Source organism: Belnapia moabensis DSM 16746, assembly GCF_000745835.1.
Taxonomy (GTDB): domain Bacteria; phylum Pseudomonadota; class Alphaproteobacteria; order Acetobacterales; family Acetobacteraceae; genus Belnapia; species Belnapia moabensis.
On record NZ_JQKB01000040.1, the window covers coordinates 30,592 to 47,828 of the forward strand.

The 17,237-nt window shown below is 70.0% G+C and carries 18 protein-coding genes and 1 tRNA gene; 4 read left to right on the forward strand and 15 right to left on the reverse strand.

Annotated elements, in window-relative coordinates; all coding sequences use genetic code 11:
- Window position 1 precedes the first annotated feature (1 nt).
- On the forward strand, window positions 2-595 hold the full coding sequence (locus EP26_RS20355) for a histidine phosphatase family protein (RefSeq protein ID WP_052389429.1): 594 nt from the start codon (window positions 2-4) through the stop codon (window positions 593-595).
- Here EP26_RS20355 and EP26_RS20360 read toward each other — a convergent pair.
- Complete coding sequence (locus EP26_RS20360) at window positions 558-2,321, reverse strand: flavin-containing monooxygenase (RefSeq protein ID WP_043341350.1); 1,764 nt, start codon at window positions 2,319-2,321, stop codon at window positions 558-560. The genes EP26_RS20355 and EP26_RS20360 overlap by 38 nt on opposite strands.
- Window positions 2,322-2,411: 90 nt before the next feature.
- Window positions 2,412-2,657 carry a DUF6356 family protein gene (locus EP26_RS20365; RefSeq protein WP_043341352.1) on the reverse strand — a complete coding sequence of 82 codons (246 nt, stop codon included), beginning with the start codon at window positions 2,655-2,657 and terminating at the stop codon, window positions 2,412-2,414.
- A gap of 120 nt (window positions 2,658-2,777) precedes the next feature.
- Between EP26_RS20365 and EP26_RS20370 the strand changes: the two genes are divergently transcribed.
- On the forward strand, window positions 2,778-3,251 hold the full coding sequence (locus tag EP26_RS20370) for an Lrp/AsnC family transcriptional regulator (protein ID WP_043341354.1): 474 nt from the start codon (window positions 2,778-2,780) through the stop codon (window positions 3,249-3,251).
- A gap of 5 nt (window positions 3,252-3,256) precedes the next feature.
- Here EP26_RS20370 and dctP read toward each other — a convergent pair whose 3' ends face one another.
- The 12 genes from dctP to thrS form a co-directional block, all read right to left on the reverse strand.
- Window positions 3,257-4,297 carry a TRAP transporter substrate-binding protein DctP gene (gene dctP, locus EP26_RS20375; RefSeq protein WP_043341355.1) on the reverse strand — a complete coding sequence of 347 codons (1,041 nt, stop codon included), beginning with the start codon at window positions 4,295-4,297 and terminating at the stop codon, window positions 3,257-3,259.
- Between the two features lie 89 nt (window positions 4,298-4,386).
- A tRNA-Arg gene (locus EP26_RS20380) sits at window positions 4,387-4,463 on the reverse strand.
- Between the two features lie 70 nt (window positions 4,464-4,533).
- The gene (gene leuB / locus EP26_RS20385; protein ID WP_043341356.1) at window positions 4,534-5,649 is read right to left on the reverse strand and encodes a 3-isopropylmalate dehydrogenase; all 1,116 of its coding nucleotides are present in this window, start codon (window positions 5,647-5,649) and stop codon (window positions 4,534-4,536) included.
- Window positions 5,650-5,664: 15 nt separating this feature from the next.
- A complete protein-coding gene (gene leuD / locus EP26_RS20390) occupies window positions 5,665-6,279 on the reverse strand; it encodes a 3-isopropylmalate dehydratase small subunit (RefSeq protein ID WP_043341357.1) in 615 nt (204 codons plus the stop codon).
- A complete protein-coding gene (gene leuC, locus EP26_RS20395) occupies window positions 6,279-7,709 on the reverse strand; it encodes a 3-isopropylmalate dehydratase large subunit (RefSeq protein ID WP_043341363.1) in 1,431 nt (476 codons plus the stop codon). The genes leuD and leuC overlap by 1 nt, the downstream gene beginning before the upstream one ends.
- Window positions 7,710-7,770: 61 nt before the next feature.
- The gene (rplS, locus tag EP26_RS20400) at window positions 7,771-8,157 is read right to left on the reverse strand and encodes a 50S ribosomal protein L19 (protein ID WP_043341365.1); all 387 of its coding nucleotides are present in this window, start codon (window positions 8,155-8,157) and stop codon (window positions 7,771-7,773) included.
- Between the two features lie 26 nt (window positions 8,158-8,183).
- Window positions 8,184-8,915, reverse strand: a complete 732-nt coding sequence (trmD, locus tag EP26_RS20405; RefSeq protein ID WP_043341367.1) for a tRNA (guanosine(37)-N1)-methyltransferase TrmD — start codon at window positions 8,913-8,915, stop codon at window positions 8,184-8,186.
- Window positions 8,912-9,424, reverse strand: coding sequence for a ribosome maturation factor RimM (gene rimM, locus EP26_RS20410; RefSeq protein ID WP_043341369.1), 513 nt, complete (start codon window positions 9,422-9,424; stop codon window positions 8,912-8,914). The genes trmD and rimM overlap by 4 nt, the downstream gene beginning before the upstream one ends.
- Window positions 9,425-9,441: 17 nt before the next feature.
- On the reverse strand, window positions 9,442-9,774 hold the full coding sequence (gene rpsP / locus EP26_RS20415) for a 30S ribosomal protein S16 (protein ID WP_043341371.1): 333 nt from the start codon (window positions 9,772-9,774) through the stop codon (window positions 9,442-9,444).
- A gap of 27 nt (window positions 9,775-9,801) precedes the next feature.
- Window positions 9,802-11,199 (reverse strand): signal recognition particle protein, encoded by a 1,398-nt coding sequence (gene ffh, locus EP26_RS20420; RefSeq protein WP_043341373.1) that lies wholly within the window; start codon window positions 11,197-11,199, stop codon window positions 9,802-9,804.
- Window positions 11,200-11,371: 172 nt separating this feature from the next.
- Complete coding sequence (infC, locus tag EP26_RS20425; RefSeq protein WP_043341375.1) at window positions 11,372-11,911, reverse strand: translation initiation factor IF-3; 540 nt, start codon at window positions 11,909-11,911, stop codon at window positions 11,372-11,374.
- Window positions 11,912-11,964: 53 nt separating this feature from the next.
- Complete coding sequence (gene thrS / locus EP26_RS20430) at window positions 11,965-13,923, reverse strand: threonine--tRNA ligase (RefSeq protein WP_043341376.1); 1,959 nt, start codon at window positions 13,921-13,923, stop codon at window positions 11,965-11,967.
- A gap of 132 nt (window positions 13,924-14,055) precedes the next feature.
- On the opposite strand from thrS, the gene EP26_RS32175 reads away from it, so the two are divergent.
- Window positions 14,056-15,003, forward strand: a complete 948-nt coding sequence (locus EP26_RS32175; protein WP_052389430.1) for an NYN domain-containing protein — start codon at window positions 14,056-14,058, stop codon at window positions 15,001-15,003.
- Between the two features lie 71 nt (window positions 15,004-15,074).
- On the forward strand, window positions 15,075-16,553 hold the full coding sequence (locus tag EP26_RS20440) for a protein adenylyltransferase SelO (protein WP_043341377.1): 1,479 nt from the start codon (window positions 15,075-15,077) through the stop codon (window positions 16,551-16,553).
- A 21-nt stretch (window positions 16,554-16,574) separates the two neighbouring features.
- Here EP26_RS20440 and EP26_RS36315 read toward each other — a convergent pair.
- A partial coding sequence (locus EP26_RS36315) for a hypothetical protein (protein ID WP_211259492.1) occupies window positions 16,575-17,237 on the reverse strand: 663 nt, incomplete at its 5' end.

Consider the following 17,237-nt stretch of genomic DNA (forward strand, 5'->3'; position numbering starts at 1 on the left):
GATGCGCCTGCTCCTCCTCCGCCACACGAAGGTCGCCGCCTCCTGGCGCCACCGCTGCTACGGCCGGAGCGAGGCCCCGCTCAGCGCCGAGGGCCGCGCCGCCGCCCACCTCCTCGCCGCCCAGCTCCCCGCCGCCGACGCCCTCCACGCCTCCCCCTCCCGCCGCGCTGCCCTGCTCGCCGGCCTGTTGGCTCGCCGCCTCGCCCTGCCCATCCACTGGGACCGCCGCCTGCTGGAGCGCGATTTCGGCCATTGGGAAGGCCAGCCCTGGGACGCGATCTGGCAGGCCGAAGGCAGCGCCATGGACGGCATGATCGACGCGCCCGGCCGCTTCCGCCCCGGCGGCGGCGAGACGACGGATGAGCTCGCCGCCCGCGCCCTCGCCTGGCTCGCCGGCCTTCCGCAGGGCGCTTCGATCATCGCCGTCTCGCATGGCGGCCCCATCGCCGCCCTCGCCGGCACCCTGCTCGACCTCCCTGTGCGCGACTGGTTCGCCTGGCTGCCCCCCGAAGGCGGCGGCCTTCTAATTGAGCGTCCCACCGGCGCCCCACCCGCCATCACCCGCTGGCCAGCAGCCCCAGCTCCCGCGCCTTGATCTGCAAGGCCAGCACCTTCGAGAAGATGCGGCACTGCGCCAGCCCCCCGGCATGGAACCACAGCCCCGGCTGCCCGGTCGGCCGCCACATGCCGTGCAGCTCGCCCTCCGCGTCATAGCCCCAGACGCGCCCGATCCGCGCCCCCACCGCCTCGCCGAGGATGCGCCGCGCCGACTCCGCCTGCCCCTCGTAGCCCGTCGCCAGCACGATGAGGTCGGCCGGCTTCACCGTGCCATCGCGCAGCACCGCGCCTTCCGGCCCGAAGCGCTCGATGTCGTCGAACTGCATCAGCCCGACCCGCCCCTCGACGATCATCTGCGAGCAGCCGGCATCGAAGTAATACCCGCCGCCCCGGCTCTGATACATGATCTGCCAGCCGCTCCCATCCTCGCCCCATTGCAGGCGGAAGCCGCGCCGCTCGAGCCCCTCCAGCATCTCCCGGTCGGCCTCGCGGTTGCGCTCCGTCATCAGCTGGTGCGCGCGCTTGTAGACGGGGAAGGGGAAGGAGGTCGCCAGCAGGTCACGATCCTCGAAGGAGATGTCCTCGTCGTAGAGCGCATAAGGCGCCTGCGCCTCCTTCAGGCTGACAACGAGGGTCGGCCGCCGCTGCACCAGCGTCACCTCTGCCGCGCCCGAGACGGCGAGGTCCTGCGCCACGTCATGCCCCGAGGTCCCGGTGCCCAGCACCAGCGCCCGCTTGCCGCGCCAGTCGAGCCCGCTGCCATGCCGCCCGGAATGCGTCACCGTGCCGCGGAACTCGCCGAGCCCCGGCAGGTCCGGCATCTTCGGCGTCGTGCTCGTGCCATTGGCGAAGACGATGTGCCGCGGCCGCATCCGCCGCTCCGTCCCGTCCGCCTTCCGCAGCAGCACATCCCAGCACCCTGCCGCCTCGTCCCAATCGCCCGAGACCAGCTCCGTCCCGGTCCAGACATTCAGCTCCATCGCCTCGGCGTAGATCTCGAACCAGTTGGCCAGCATGTCCTTCGGGATGAAGACCGGCCAACTCTTGGGGAAGGGCATGTAGGGCAGGTGGTTGACCCGCGTCTCGTTGTGCAGCGTCAGCGCGTGGTAGCGCCGCCGCCAGCTGTCGCCGATGCGCCCCTCCCGCTCCACCACCAGCGTATCGACGCCGAGCAGCGTCAGCCGCGCCGCGACGGAAAGCCCCGCCTGTGCCGCCCCCACCACCAGCACCGCCGGGTCGCGGTCGGCATAGGTCCGCGCCCGGTTGCGCCGGTCGAGCCAGTTCTCCCCGCCGAAATTCCGCCGCCAGTCCACATCCTGCCAGCGCCGGCCATTGGCCGGGTCCTCATGCCCGCGGATCTCGTCGAGCGCCGTCATCAGCGTCCAGGCCCGCGGCCCGCCCGCCTCCTGCACCAGCCGGACGACGCCGTTGCACGGCCCCACCACGGTCTCGAAGCTGAAGATCACCTCGATGGCCTCGGTGCCCGCCCGCCGCACCACCCGCGGCGGCGTCCGCCCCTCGGCCAGCCGCACATCGCGCGGCGCCATGGGCGCGAGGCAGGGCAGCAACCGCTTGGCGATCGCCTCCGCTCCCGAGACGGTATGCAGCTCCCAGGTGAAGGCGAGCAGGTCCCGCCAATGGCAGTCCTCGGCGAAGAGCGCCGCGATCCGCGCCGCCTCGCCCGCCTCCAGCGCCGCCGCGAATTCCTCGAGCCAGATTGCGGCCGTCGCCTCGGCCGACCGGCCGGTCAGGGTGCCATCCATGGGCTGCGCTCCTCCAGCCGGCCTTCGTCCCGGGCCGGCATCGCTTCCAGCCGATGCTAGACCCAGGACCAGCCCGGCCGGAAGCCGCGATCAGCCCGCGCGCTGAACCTCGCCCGCCGGCGCCTGCTGCCGCACCCGCTTCGCCACCATCCGCTCATGCAGCTCGCGGATGGCGGTGGAGCCGGTCTTCTCGAAGGCGAAGGGCACCAGCGCATGGGCGAAGCAGGCGAGCGAGGCCGTCAGCATCCGCCAGCCGAAGCTGCCCGCCACCGCCATATGCTCCAGATAGGTCTCGTTGACCGAAGCCGGGTGTTGGGTGAACGACCAGCGCGCCATGGGCAGCCTCCTCTCGAAACCGGGAGATCATCGCCCGCCGCGCACGGAAGCAGGTTGCGAATTTGCCCCTAGCGCCGGAAGCTTCGGCAATCCCATTCTAACTTCCACGGATACCAAGGCATGGCATTCCAGCTCGACCGGATCGACCGCAGCATCCTTGCCGCCTTGCAGGAGGATGCGACGCTCCCCGTCGCCGAGGTCGCCGAGCGCGCGGGCCTCTCCCCCTCGCCCTGCTGGCGCCGCATCCGCCGGCTGGAGGAGGAGGGCATCATCCGCCGCCGCGTCGCCCTGCTGGATGCCGAGAAGCTCCGCGTCGGCGTCACCGTCTTCGTCAGCATCCGCACCAGCCAGCACAACGCCGCCTGGGCCGAGCGCTTCTGCCGCCTGGTCTCGGCGATCCCCGAGGTGGTGGAGTTCCACCGCATGAGCGGCACGGTGGACTACCTGCTGCGCGTCGTCGTCCCCGACATCGCCGCCTATGACGCCATCTACAAGCAGCTCATCGGGATCGGTGATCTGCTCGACGTCAGCTCCGGCTTCTCCATGGAGCGGATCAAATACACCACCGCCCTGCCGACCCATTACGCGCCTTGACCCGCCTACCAGGTGGCGATGATGCCCGTCGCCGGCCCGGCCACCGAGTTCCAGCTCTCGACGCAATTGCTGCCGCAGCGCCGCGTCCAGCCCGGCAGCACGGCGGAGCCGAAGAGCGGCCGGATCGCCGCCGGATCCTCCCGCACCGCCACCAGCCGCCCCCGCTCGCCCAGCCGGCAGCGCGCATTCCCGGTATTGCAGGCCTCGCCCTGGTCCCGTGCCTCCTCCGCCGTGGTCCACATCTCCGCCTCCAGCCCGGCGATGCCCCGCTGCACCGTCCCCCGCAGATCGGACGGCAGCGCCTGCCAGCTCGGCCGATGCGCGGTGAGGAATGACATGGCCCAGCCAAGCGGCAGGGTGGAGACATGGGTGGTGACGCGGTGCAGCCCGATCGCATTGCCTGGCAGCCCGCCGGTGACGGCGCAATCCACCAGCCCGTCGCGGAAGGCCCCCATGATCCGGTCGAAACCCAGGACCAAGGGCTGCGCCCCGAGCGACAGCAGCAGGTCCGCCTGGTTCGCCGAGGCCACCCGCACCCTGAGCCCCGCCAGGCCCCGGAGCCCGGTGAAGGGCTTGTTGCAGAAGGCGATCTGCGGCGGCCGGATGAAGACCGCCAGCAGCTCCGCCGAATACTGGTCGCCGAGGATCTCGCGGATGCGCGGCAGCCAGAGGCCGACGATCCGCCGCAGCGAAGGGATGTCCTCAGCCAGCAGGGGCAGATCGGCCGCCGTCAGCTCCGGCTCGTCGAGCGCGACGGCATTCGCCTCGATCGTGCCGAAGAGCACGACGCCGCTCCGCATGACGTTCAGCATCTGATCCGGCGCGACGCCGGCCCGGGCGAAGGGCTGCACGGTCGCCACCATCCGTCCGTCGGTCAGCGCCGGCAGCCGGCGCGTCCAGAAAGGCTGCTCGATGTGCTCGAACTGCCTCGTCCCGGCAAAACCGCCGATCACCCGGACATGGAGCGGTGTGGCCTCCTCGGCAACCGAGACGGAAAGCATTGCCAGCCAAAGCACCGGGACCAACCCGAAGACGCGACGGAGCATCGGACAGTGTCCCTCTCGCCGCCTGCGGCAGCAGGGGCAAGCATAGGCCGGGCGTTACCGGGCAATCAATTTGATTGAGGAAGGGAAAGTGGCGCGCCCGAAGAGATTCGAACTCCTGACCCCCAGATTCGTAGTCTGGTGCTCTATCCAGCTGAGCTACGGGCGCGCAGCCGCCGAAGCGGCGAGGCAGGCGAAATAGCGGAGGCCGCGCCTTGGCGCAACCCCCTATCCGCCGATTACAGCGACAGCTTCTCCAGCTCCCGCACCACCGCCTCGCCCATGACGCTGGTGCCGACCCGCGCCATGCCCGGCTGCATGATGTCGGCGGTGCGCAGGCCGCCGGCCAGCACCTTCTCGACGGCGGATTCGACGAGCTTCGCATCCTCCTCCATGCCGAAGGACCAGCGCAACAGCATGGCGAAGGAGAGGATCTGCGCGCAGGGGTTGGCCACGCCCCGCCCGGCGATGTCCGGCGCCGAGCCATGGATCGGCTCGTAGAGCGCATAGCGCTTGCCGCTGGTCGGATCGACGGCACCCAGCGTCGCCGAGGGCAGCATCCCGAGCGAGCCCGTCAGCGCCGCCGCCAGGTCGCTGAGGACGTCGCCGAAGAGGTTGTCGCCGAGGATGACGTCGAACTGCTTCGGCCGCGAGCAGAGCTGCATGGCGCAGTTGTCGGCATACATGTTCTCGAGCTGCACGTCCGGGTACTCGGCCTTGTGCACCTCGCCGACCACAGCCCGCCAGAGCCGGCCGGACTGCATGACATTCGCCTTCTCGACGCTCGTCACCTTGTTGCGGCGCTTCCGCGCCAGGTCGAAGGCGACGCGCGCCACGCGGGCGATCTCATCCTCGAAATAGACCTGGGTATCGAAGCCCCGGCGCCGCCCATCGGGCGCCTTCTCCACGCCGCGCGGCTCGCCGAAATAGACGCCGCCCACCGTCTCGCGCACGACCATGATGTCGACGCCGCGGACGACATCGGCCTTCAGCGACGAGGCTTCGGCCAGCGGGTCCATCACCAGCGCCGGGCGGAGATTGGCGAACAGCCCCAGATCCTTGCGCAGCCTCAGGATGCCGAGTTCCGGCCGCTGGTCGAAGGGCAGGCTGTCCCATTTCGGCCCGCCGACGCTGCCGAACAGCACCGCATCCGCCGACCGCGCCTTGGCCACCGTCTCGTCCGGGCAGGGCGTGCCGAGCGCGTCGATGGCGGCGCCGCCGACCAGCCCCTCCTCGATGCGGAAGGTCACGCTCCGCCGCCGCTCCATCCAGTCGATGACGCGGGTGACCTCGTTCATCACCTCGGGGCCAATGCCGTCACCCGGCAGCACCAGCAGCGTCTTGTTCGCAGCCATCGACCTATCCTTGCCTTATGCGCCGTAGAGCCAGGGCTGCGCCGCCCGCTGCTTCGCCTCGAAGCCGTCGATCGCCGGGGCGTGCTGCATGGTCTGGCCGATATCGTCGAGCCCGTTCAGCAGCAGGTGCCGCCGCAGCGGGTCGATCTGGAAGGGGATCTCCTCGCCGCTCGGCCGCACCACCACCTGCCGCTCCAGGTCGACGGTGATGCGCGCATTCTCGCCCATCTTCGCGTCTTCCATCAGCTGCGCGCAGACCTCGCGCGGCAGCTTCACCGGCAGCACGCCGTTCTTGAAGCTGTTGTTGTGGAAGATGTCGGCGAAGTCGGGCGCGATGACGCAGCGGATGCCGAAGTCGAGCAGCGCCCAGGGCGCATGCTCGCGCGAGGAGCCGCAGCCGAAATTCTCGAAGGCGATGAGGATCTCGGCCTTCCGGTATGGCTCCTGGTTGAGGACGAAATCCGGGTTCTCCGACCCGTCCTCCTTGAAGCGGAAGTTCGCAAACAGATGCTTGCCGAAGCCCGTGCGGCTGATCGACTTGAGGAACCGCGCCGGGATGATCTGGTCGGTGTCCACATTCGCCTTCGGCATCGGCGCCGCGATGCCGGTGAGCGTGGTGAAGGCTTCCATCACACATCCCCCTTCGGCTGATAGTCCCGCACATCCGCCAGGCGGCCCGCGATCGCGCTCGCCGCCGCCGTCGCCGGCGAGACCAGATGTGTCCGCCCACCCGGCCCCTGCCGCCCCTCGAAATTCCGGTTCGAGGTGGAGGCCGAGCGCTGCCCCGGCTTCAGCTTGTCCGGGTTCATCCCGAGGCACATCGAGCAGCCCGCCTCGCGCCACTCGAAGCCGGCCTCCTGGAGGATGCGGTCCAGCCCCTCTTCCTCCGCCTGCTTCTTCACCAGGCCGGAGCCCGGCACCACCATGGCCCGCACGCCATCGGCCACCTTGCGGCCGCGGGCGATGCTCGCCGCCATGCGGATGTCCTCGATCCGGCTGTTGGTGCAGGAGCCGATGAAGACGACATCGACCGGCAGCTCCTGCAACTTCTGGCCGGGCTTCAGGCCCATATACTCGACCTTGCGGCGGAACTGCGCGCGCCGCGCCTCGTCCTCCTGCGCCTCCGGGTCGGGCACGATGCCATCGACCGGCAGCACGTCCTCGGGGCTCGTCCCCCAGGTGATCTGCGGCGCGATCTCATGCGCGGCGAGCTTCACCACCTTGTCGAAATGCGCCCCCGCATCCGTCGGCAGCGTCCGCCACCACTCGATCGCGCGCGCCAGCGCCTCGCCCTTCGGCCCGTTCGGCGTGCGGGCGATGTAGTCGAAGGTGGTCTGGTCTGGCGCCACCATGCCGGCCCGCGCCCCACCCTCGATGGACATGTTGCAGAGCGTCATCCGCCCGGCCATGTCGAGCGCGCGGATCGCATCGCCCGCATACTCGATCACATGCCCGGTGCCGCCGGCCGTGCCGATCCTGCCGATGATGGCCAGCGTGATGTCCTTCGCCGAGCAGCCCACGGCGAGGTTGCCCTCGACGAGGACCTGCATGTTCTTCGCCGGCTTCTGCAGCAGCGTCTGCGTCGCCAGCACATGCTCCACCTCGGAGGTGCCGATGCCGAAGGCCAGCGCCCCCATGGCCCCATGCGTCGAGGTGTGGCTGTCGCCGCAGACGATGGTCATGCCCGGCAGCGACCGGCCCAACTCCGGCCCGATCACATGCACGATGCCCTGCCGCGCATCGAGCAGCGGGATGAACGGCACGCCGAATTCGACGACGTTCTTCTCCAGCGTCTCGACCTGCAGCCGGCTCTCGGGATCGACGATCCCGGTATAGCGGCTGGCATCGGTGGCGATGTTGTGGTCGATGACGGCGAGCGTCGCATCGGGCCGGCGCACCTTGCGGCCGGCGGCGCGAAGCCCGTCGAAAGCCTGGGGCGTCGTCACCTCATGGGTGAGGTGGAGGTCGATGTAGAGAAGGGCGGTGCCGTCGGGCAGGGTCTCGACGACATGGGCGTCCCAGATCTTGTCGAACAGCGTGCGCGGTTTCTGCGCTGACATGACGTTCCCCAAACTCTCTGATGGGCGCCCCGGGCCGCCTGGGCCCGGGGACGCTGCTGGTTCAGCCTTGCGCCTCGGCCGTCGTGCGGACCTCGCGCTTCTCCTCGATGCGGGCGGCCTTGCCGGTCCGGCCACGCAGGTAATAGAGCTTCGCCCGCCGCACCTTGCCGCGGCGCACCACCGCGATCTCGGTCACGGAGGGGGAATAGAGCGGGAAGACGCGCTCCACGCCCTCGCCGTAGGAGAGCTTGCGGACGGTGAAGTTGCTGTTCACGCCCTTGTTGCTGCGGGCAATGACCACGCCCTCATAGGCCTGGGAGCGCACGCGCTCGCCCTCGACCACGCGCACCATGACGCGCACGGTGTCGCCCGGCGCGAATTCCGGCACGGCACGAAGGCCGGACAGGCGGGCAAGCTGGTCCGCCTCGAATTGCTGAAGCAGGTTCATGATGCGTTGTCCTTTACATTCGATAACTAGGCGGCGCTGGCCTGGCCGTCCAGCGCGATAGGGTCCAGTGAGGCATGCCGGGCCCACAGGTCAGGCCGGCGGGTCCGTGTCAGCAACTCGGCCTGCTCCCGCCGCCAGCGCGCCACCTCGGCATGGTTGCCGGAGAGCAGCACGGGCGGCACGGGCAGGCCGTTCCAATTCGTCGGCCGCGTATAATGCGGATATTCCAGCAGCCCGGAGGAGAAGCTCTCCTCCTCCCCACTCGCCGCCGCGCCCATCACCCCGGGCAGCAGCCGCACGCAGGCATCGAGCAGGACCAGCGCCGCCGGCTCCCCGCCGGAGAGCACGTAGTCACCGATCGAGACCTCGAGCATCCCCCGCGCCTCGATGACGCGCTGGTCGATGCCCTCGAACCGCCCGCAGAGCAGGACGACCCCCGGCCCCTCGACGAAGCCGCGGACCATCGCCTGGTCCAGCGGCACCCCCCGCGGCGTCAGCGCCACCACCGGCCGCCCCGGCCCGGAAGCCAAGGCGGCGGCACAGGCCGCATCCACCACGTCCGGCCGCAGTACCATCCCCGCCCCGCCGCCGCAGGGCGTGTCGTCCACGCTGCGGTGCCGGTCCGTGGCGAAGCCGCGGATGTCGATGGCATCCAGCGCCCACCGCCCCTCGCGCAGCGCGCGGCCGGCCAGGGAATGTCCTAGCGGCCCCGGGAACATCTCGGGGAAGAGGGTGAGGACGGAGGCCCGCCAACTCACGCCGCATCCTCCGCACCCGGTGGCACCACGACCTCGTCCGGCGGCACGACGACGACGCGCCCGCCCGCCAGATCGACCACCGGCACCACCGCCCGCGTGAAAGGCACCAGCCGCTCGGGTGGCCCCTCCAGCACGAGGAAGGCCCCCGCGCCATGGTCTTCCACGGCACGAACCGCCCCGAGGCTCTCCCCCGCCTCCGTCTCGGCCCGGAGGCCGATCAGATCGGCGAGGTAGTATTCCTCCTCGTCGGGCGGCGGCAGCCGGTCGCGCTCGGCATAGAGGCGCGTCCCGGTCAGCCGCGCCGCGGCATCCCGGTCGGCGACGCCCTCGACCCGCGCCAGCCCCTCGGCCAGCAGCGTGATCTCGAAGCGGCGCACCCCCGCCTCATCCGTCAGCGGCCCGTAAGCGGCGATCGCGGCAGGGTCGGCGGTGAAGCTGCGCAGCTTCACCAGGCCGCGCACACCGTGCGGCCTGCCGATCTCTCCCACCAGGATGCGCGCAGCGGCCACCGGTCAGGTCCCTTGGCTCAGCCTGCCGCCGCGGCGGCGCGTTCCTGCGCCTTTTTCTTCGGCGCGGACTGCTTCGGCTGCTCGCGGAATTCCGGCATCGGCGCCAGGTCGGCCTTGCCGAGGAACTTCGCCACGCGGTCGGTGGCGACGGCACCCTCGCCCAGCCAATGCTTGATCCGCTCGTCCTCGAGGCGGACGCGGTCGGCATGGTCGGAGGGCAGCATCGGGTTGTAGCTGCCCACCTTCTCGATGAAGCGGCCGTCGCGCGGGCTGCGGCTGTCGGCCACGACGATGTGGTAGTAGGGGCGCTTCTTGGCGCCGGCGCGGGCGAGGCGAATCTTGAGACCCATGGTCCTGCTTCTACTCCGTACTAGGTTCTAGAAAGGCTTCCGGCCGCCGGGGAGGTTCATCCCCTTGGGGAGCAGGGCGCCGAGGCCACCCCGCATCAGCCCCTTCTGGCCGAGCTTGTTCATCCGCTTCATCATCGCGGACATCTCGTCGAACTGCTTGAGGAGGCGATTGACCTCCTGCACCGAGGCGCCGCTGCCGGCGGCGATCCGCCGCTTGCGCGAGGCCTTGATGATGTCGGGCGCCCGCCGCTCCTTCGGCGTCATGCTGCCGATGATGGCCGCCTGCCGCTTGAGGATGGTCTGGTCGAGATTGGCGCCCTCGATCTGCTGCTTCGCCTTGCCGATGCCCGGCAGCATGCCGAGGATGCCCGAGAGCGAGCCCATCTTGCCGATCTGCTTCAGCTGATTGGCATAGTCTTCCAGGTTGAACTGGCCCTTCTGCATCCGGGCCGCCATCTTCTCGGCTTCCGCCTGGTCGATGGTCTCCGCCGCCCGCTCGACGAGCGAGACGATGTCGCCCATGCCGAGGATGCGCCCGGCGATGCGGTCCGGGTGGAAGTCCTCCAGCGCGTCGAGCTTCTCGCCCGCGCCCAGCAGCTTGATCGGCGCACCGGTGACGACCCGCATCGACAGCGCCGCGCCGCCGCGCGCATCGCCGTCGATCCGCGTCATGACGATGCCGCTGACGCCCACCTTCTCCTGGAATGCCCGTGCCGTGTTGACGGCATCCTGCCCGGTCATCGCATCGACGACCAGCAGCGTCTCATGCGGCCGCGTCGCCGCCTTGACCTGCGCGACCTCGTCCATCAACGCCTCGTCGATGGCCAGCCGCCCCGCGGTATCCAGCACCACCACATCGAACAGCTCGCGCCGCCCGAGATCCATGGCCCTTGCGGCGATCTGCAACGGCGTCTCGCCCGCCACGATCGGCAGGCTCGTCACACCCACCTGCTTCGCCAGCGTCTCCAGCTGCAGCTGCGCCGCCGGCCGGTGCACGTCGAGCGAGGCGAGCAGCACCTTCTTCTTGTCGCGGTTCTTCAGCCGCAGCGCGATCTTGCCCGAGGTCGTGGTCTTGCCCGAGCCCTGCAACCCGACCATCAGGATCGGCACCGGCGACGGCGCGTTGAGGTCGAGCCCCCGCGCCCCGCTATCGCCCTCGCCGCCACCGAGCGCGTCGACCAGCGCATCGTTGACGATCTTGATGACCTGCTGCGCCGGCGAGACGCTCTTCAGCACCTCGACGCCGACCGCCCGCTCCCGCACCTTGGCCGTGAGGTCCTTGACCACCGGCAGCGCGACATCGGCCTCCAGCAGCGCCACGCGCACCTCGCGCAGCGCCTCGTTCACGTCGGCCTCGGTCAGCGCGCCGCGGCGGCGCAGCCGGTCGAAGACCCCGTTCAGCTTGCCGGACAATGCCTCGAACATGGTCACCCTTTACGTTCAAGCCGCCCAAAACAGAACGCGCCGCTGCGCGAGCCTTCGCGGAGCGGCGGAGCCCCCTGCGCGGCAGGGGACCGTCTGGTTCGGGGCGACCCGAGGGCGGGAGCCGTAAGGCCTCGCACCCTCCTGAGTCAAGCCCCGGGGGTCAACCCTCGGGTTACTTCGGCGCCAGCACCATGATCATCTGGCGGTTTTCCAGCCGCGGCATCTGCTCGACCTTGATGGTCTCGCCGAGCTCGACCCGAATCCGCTCCAATACCTTGATGCCGAGGTCCTGGTGCGCCATCTCGCGGCCACGGAAACGCAGCGTGACCTTTACCTTGTCGCCCTCGCCGATGAAGCTCTTCATCTGGCGCATCTTGACCTCGTAGTCATGGTCATCGATGTTCGGACGGACCTTGACTTCCTTGATCTCGACGACTTTCTGCCGCTTGCGGGCTTCGTTCGCCTTCTTCTGCTGCTCGTACTTGAACTTGCCGTAGTCGGTGATCTTGCACACCGGCGGCACGGCGTTCGGGCTGATCTCGAGCAGATCCAGCCCGGCATCATAGGCCCGCAGCAGCGCATCGCGCGCGGACATGACGCCGATCATCTCGCCATCCTGGTCGATGAGCCGCACCTGCGGGACGCGAATATCCTCGTTGACCCGCGGGCCATCGCGGGTCGGCGGCTGATTCGAAACGGGGCCTCTGGCTATGGTCGTCTCCTGTCGTAGTGGAAGGGGTAGAACGCTACTTTATGGGGCTTGCTTCACGCCGCTGCAACCATCGGCGCGGCCCCTGCACGATCCGGCGGCAAAGCCTCGGCAGAAAGTAGCCGAACCGCCTCCTCCAGCGGCAGCGCCTGCTGCTCGCGCCCCGGCAGGCGGCGCAGCACCAGCGTCCGCTCCTCCGCCTCCCGCCGCCCGACCACGGCCAGCACCGGCACGCGCTGGTCGATATGATCGACCACCTTTCGGTTGATTTTCTCGTTCCTGAGATCGATTTCGACGCGCAGCCCGGCCTTGGCCAGCGCTGCCGCCGCCTCGCGCGCATAGCCGTCGGCATCGGAGACGATGGTCGTCACCACCACCTGCACCGGCGCCAGCCAGAGCGGGAAGCGCCCGGCATGCTGCTCGATCAGGATGCCGATGAACCGCTCGAAGGACCCAAGGATCGCCCGGTGCAGCATCACCGGCCGCTTGCGCGAGCCATCCTCCGCCACATACTCCGCCCCCAGCCGCTCCGGCAGCACGAAATCCACTTGCAGCGTACCGCACTGCCAGTCCCGCCCGATCGCGTCCCGCAGCACGAATTCCAGCTTCGGCCCATAGAAGGCCCCCTCACCCGGATTGAGCGTGTACTCGACGCCCGCCGTCCGGCAGGCCTCGCGCAGTGCGCCCTCCGCCTGGTCCCACACCTCGTCCGTCCCCGCCCGCATCGCCGGCCGGTCGCTGAACTTCACCCGGAACTCCTCGAAGCCGAGATCCCGGTAGACGGAGGACAGCAGCGCGACGAATTCCACCGTCTCGGCCGCGATCTGCTCCTCGGTGCAGAAGATATGCGCATCGTCCTGGGTGAAGGCACGCACCCGCATGATCCCATGCAGCGCCCCGGACGGCTCATACCGGTGGCAGGCCCCGAACTCCGCCATCCGCAACGGCAGCTCCCGATAGCTGCGCAGCCCCTGGTTGAAGATTTGCACATGGCACGGGCAGTTCATCGGCTTCAGCGCCAGGACGCGGTCCCGCTCGTCCTCATCCTCGACGCGGGCGATGAACATCGCCTCGCGGAATTTCTCCCAATGCCCCGAAGCCTCCCAGAGCTTCCGGTCGAGCAGCTGCGGCGTCCGCACCTCCTGATAGGCCGTCGCATCCAGCCGCCGCCGCATGTAGTCCTCGAGCGTCCGATAGAGCTTCCACCCCTTGGGATGCCAGAAGATGCTCCCCGTCGCCTCCTCCTGAAGGTGGAAGAGGTGCATCTCGCGGCCGATCTTCCGGTGGTCGCGCTTCTCCGCCTCCTCCAGCTGATGGAGATAGGCATCCAGCTCCTTCTGGTCGCGCCAGGCCGTGCCGTAGATGCGGCTCAGCATGGCGTTGCGGTGGTCGCCCCGCCAATAGGCCCCGGCCACCTTCATCAGCTTGAAGGCGGTGCCGACATCCCCCGTGCCGCGCATATGCGGCCCGCGGCAGAGGTCGATCCAGTCACCCTGGGAGTAGAGGCTGATCTCCTCCGTCTCCGGCAGGTCGCGGATGAGCTGCGCCTTGTACTTCTCGCCCCGCGCCTCGAAGAAGGCGATCGCCTCCTCCCGCGGCATGACGGACCGCACGAAGGCCGCGTTGCGCGCCACGATCTCCCGCATCTTCGCCTCGATCGCGCCAAAATCCTCCGGCGTGAAGGGCTCGTTGCGGGCGAAGTCGTAGTAGAAGCCGTTCTCGATCGAGGGCCCGATCGTCACCTGCGTGCCCGGGTAGAGCGCCTGCACGGCTTCCGCCAGCACATGCGCCGCGTCGTGCCGGATCATCTCCAGCGCCTCCGGGTCGCGCCGCGTGATGAAGCGCACCTGCGCGTCATGCTCGATCGGCATCGCCAGGTCGCGCGTCACGCCATCGACCTGCATGGCCAGCGCCGCCTTGGCGAGCCCCGGCCCGATCGCCGCCGCGACGGTAGTGCCCGTCACCGGCCCATCGAAGGCGCGGACGGAACCGTCGGGTAGGGTGATCGCAGGCATGGCTCTGGCTGTGTCCTCAGGGAAAGGGGCCGGACCATGGGCGGCAGGCCCCACCCGCGTCAAGCGCCGCGCTTGTCGCTCACCGCACCGCCCCCATTTATTACGCCCATGCCTAACGCACAGGAAACGCCAGTGACGGAACCGCGCCGGGCGGCGCTCTATCTCGATTTCGATAATGTCTTCGCCGGCCTCGCCGCCATCGACGAATGGGCCGCCTGGAATTTCGCCTCCCACCCCACCCGCTGGCTCACCTGGCTCGCCGAGAGCGCCCCGGGCGGCCCCCGCCGCCTGCTGGTCCGCCGCTGCTACCTCAACCCCGCCGGCTGGACGGAGCCGGACCCGAATGGCGAGCTCGCCGGCTGGCTCGGCCAGCCCCGCCTCTACTACAGCCGCTTCCGCCCCGACTTCGTCCGCGCCGGCTTCTCGGTGGTGGACTGCCCCCGCCTTGCCCGGCTGAAGAACGCCGCCGACATCGTCATGGCCCTCGACATCCACGAGGCGCTGACCCACCCGACCCGCTTCGACGAGATGCTGATCCTCTCCGGCGACAGCGACTTCACCCCCCTGCTGCATCGCCTGCGCGAGCATGACCGCCGCATCATGGTGATCGCCCCGGACAGCGCCGCCGCCGCCCTCCGCGCTGCCGCCGACCGGGTGATCCCGCTCGGTGACTTCGCCGAAGTCACCGTCCCCCCCGAGGCCGAGCCGCCCATCCCCCCCAACGACCCCAATAGCGATCCCACTGGGGACCCGGTGGACCCCGCCGCCCAGCGCGCCGCCATCCTCGCCACCCTCCGCCGCCTGGTCGCCGCCGCCGATGGCCCGCTGCACCTGCCCGCCCTCGGCAAGCGCATCCATCTTGAGCTCGGCGGCTGGGTCCGCCGCAGCCGCTTCGGCGGCGCTGGCACCCTCGCCCGGTTGATCGAGGGCACCGAGGACCTGGTGCTGGAAACCGGCCCCGGCGGCGGCTGGCTCTACGACCCGCGCCGCCACGCCCCGCCCTCGCTCCAGCAGCCCGACCTCGCTCCCCCCGACCTGGCCCCCGTGGCCGAAGCCCCGCGCCCGGCGGAGGAACCCTAGCCCCCTCTACCCGCGTTGAACCGGGCACTACCGGCAGAGGCCCGCCGCCGCGGCGCGCCGAGGAACCCCCCATGCCCGTCCAGATCCCCTTCGACACGAGCTACGCCCGGCTCCCCGAGCGCTTCTTCGCCCGTATGGCGCCCCAGGCGGTCAGCGCCCCACGCCTGGTGAAGCTGAACCTCCCCCTCTGCGAGACAATCGGCCTCGACCCGGCCGCGCTCGCCAGCCCCGAGGGCGTCGAGATCCTCGCCGGCAACCGCATCGCCGAGGGTTCCCCCTTCATCGCCGAAGCCTATGCCGGCCACCAATTCGGCCATTTCAATCCGCAGCTCGGCGATGGCCGCGCCATCCTGCTGGGCGAGGTGGTCGGTCGCGACGGCCAGCGCCGCGACCTCCAGCTGAAGGGCTCCGGCCGCACCCCGTTCTCCCGCGGTGGCGACGGCCGTGCCGCCATCGGCCCGGTCTTGCGCGAATACATCATCAGCGAGGCGATGTTCGCCCTCGGCATCCCGACCACGCGCTCCCTCGCCGCGGTGCTGACCGGCGACCAGGTCTTCCGCGAGACCGCCCTGCCCGGCGCCGTGCTGACCCGCGTCGCCGCCAGCCATATCCGCATCGGCACCTTCCAGTTCTTCGCCGCCCGCGGCGATGCCGAAGCCGTCCGCCTCCTCGCCGACCACGCCATCGCCCGCCACTACCCCGAGGCCGCCGCCGCCGCGTCCCCCTACCGCGCCTTCCTCGAAGGCGTCATCGCCCGCCAGGCGCGGCTCGTCGCGCAATGGATGCTGGTCGGCTTCATCCATGGCGTGATGAACACCGACAACACCACCATCTCCGGCGAGACGATTGATTACGGCCCCTGCGCCTTCATGGACCATTACGACCCGTCTACCGTCTTCAGCTCCATCGACCATGCCGGCCGCTACGCCTACGGCAACCAGCCGCGCATCCTGCAATGGAACCTGGCCCGCCTCGCCGAAGCCCTCCTCCCGCTCCTCGCCGAGGACGAGCAGAAGGCCGTCGATCTCGCCCAGGAATCGCTGACCGGCTTCGTCACCCAATTCCAGTCCGCCTGGCTCGACGGCATGCGCCGCAAGCTCGGCCTGGCGACGCCCCAGGATGACGACGCCGCCCTCATCGCCGCCCTGCTCGGCGCCATGCAGGAAGCCGGCGCCGACTTCACCCAGACCTTCCGCCTGCTCTGCGAGGCCGCCGCCGACCCGGCCGCCGATGCCGACCTCGCCGCCCTCTTCGCCACGACCGGCGGCTACGCCCCCTGGGCCGCCCAATGGCGCGCCCGCCTCGCCTCGGAGGCTCCCTCTCCTGCGGAGCGCGCCACCGCCATGCGCGCCGTGAACCCGGCCTTCATCCCGCGCAACCACATGGTGGAGGCCGCCCTCGCCGCCGCCACCGAGCGCGAGGACTTCTCCCCCTTCGAGGAACTGCTGACGGTGCTGGCCCACCCCTTCGAGGACCAGCCCCACCATGCCCGCTACGCCGCCCCGCCCGAGCCGGAACAGCGCGTGCTGCAGACCTTCTGCGGCACCTGAACGCCTGCCGGGCCGCCCCGTCTAGACGAGGTGGTAGTCCGGCAGCACCGGATAGTCCGGCAGGACCTCGTGCGACGGCGTGAGATCGACCAACAGGGCATCGCCCGGCTCCGCATCCGCCAGGACATGAACCATCGGGGGCGACGACGCGAGGTCCGTACCGTCCTGCACCGCCTGGAAGCTGAACGCATCTGGCCCCGCCGGCACCTGATAGCCGGAGTCCACAGCCTCCGCCTTCTCCGGCCCTTTGATGGGAAGAACCGCCGGCTCCGCCTCACCCTGGCTTCCTGCCGGATCGCCGGCAGCCTCCTGATGCGCGACCGGCAGGGCTAGGGAATCGGCTGGAGAGACTGGAGCCTTCCCCGGCGCCGCATCCGGCCCAGCCACATCATGTTCCGCCACCGGCCCGTCGCCCTTCACCACGGGATCGACCGCCACCGGCGCCGCATCCGCTTTCGGATTACCCGTCGACACCACCGGATCGGCCGCCGCCGGCTCATCACGACCCGCAACCGGCTTCACATCCAAGATCGGCTTGTTCACCGGCACCACCGGATCGACCACCGCCGACACCTCGTGCCCGACCGGGCCGCCCGGCGTGACGAAATCAATCACCGGCGTCACGTCCACGACCGGCTTGCTCACCGGCACCACCGGATCGACCACCGCCGGCACCTCGTGCCC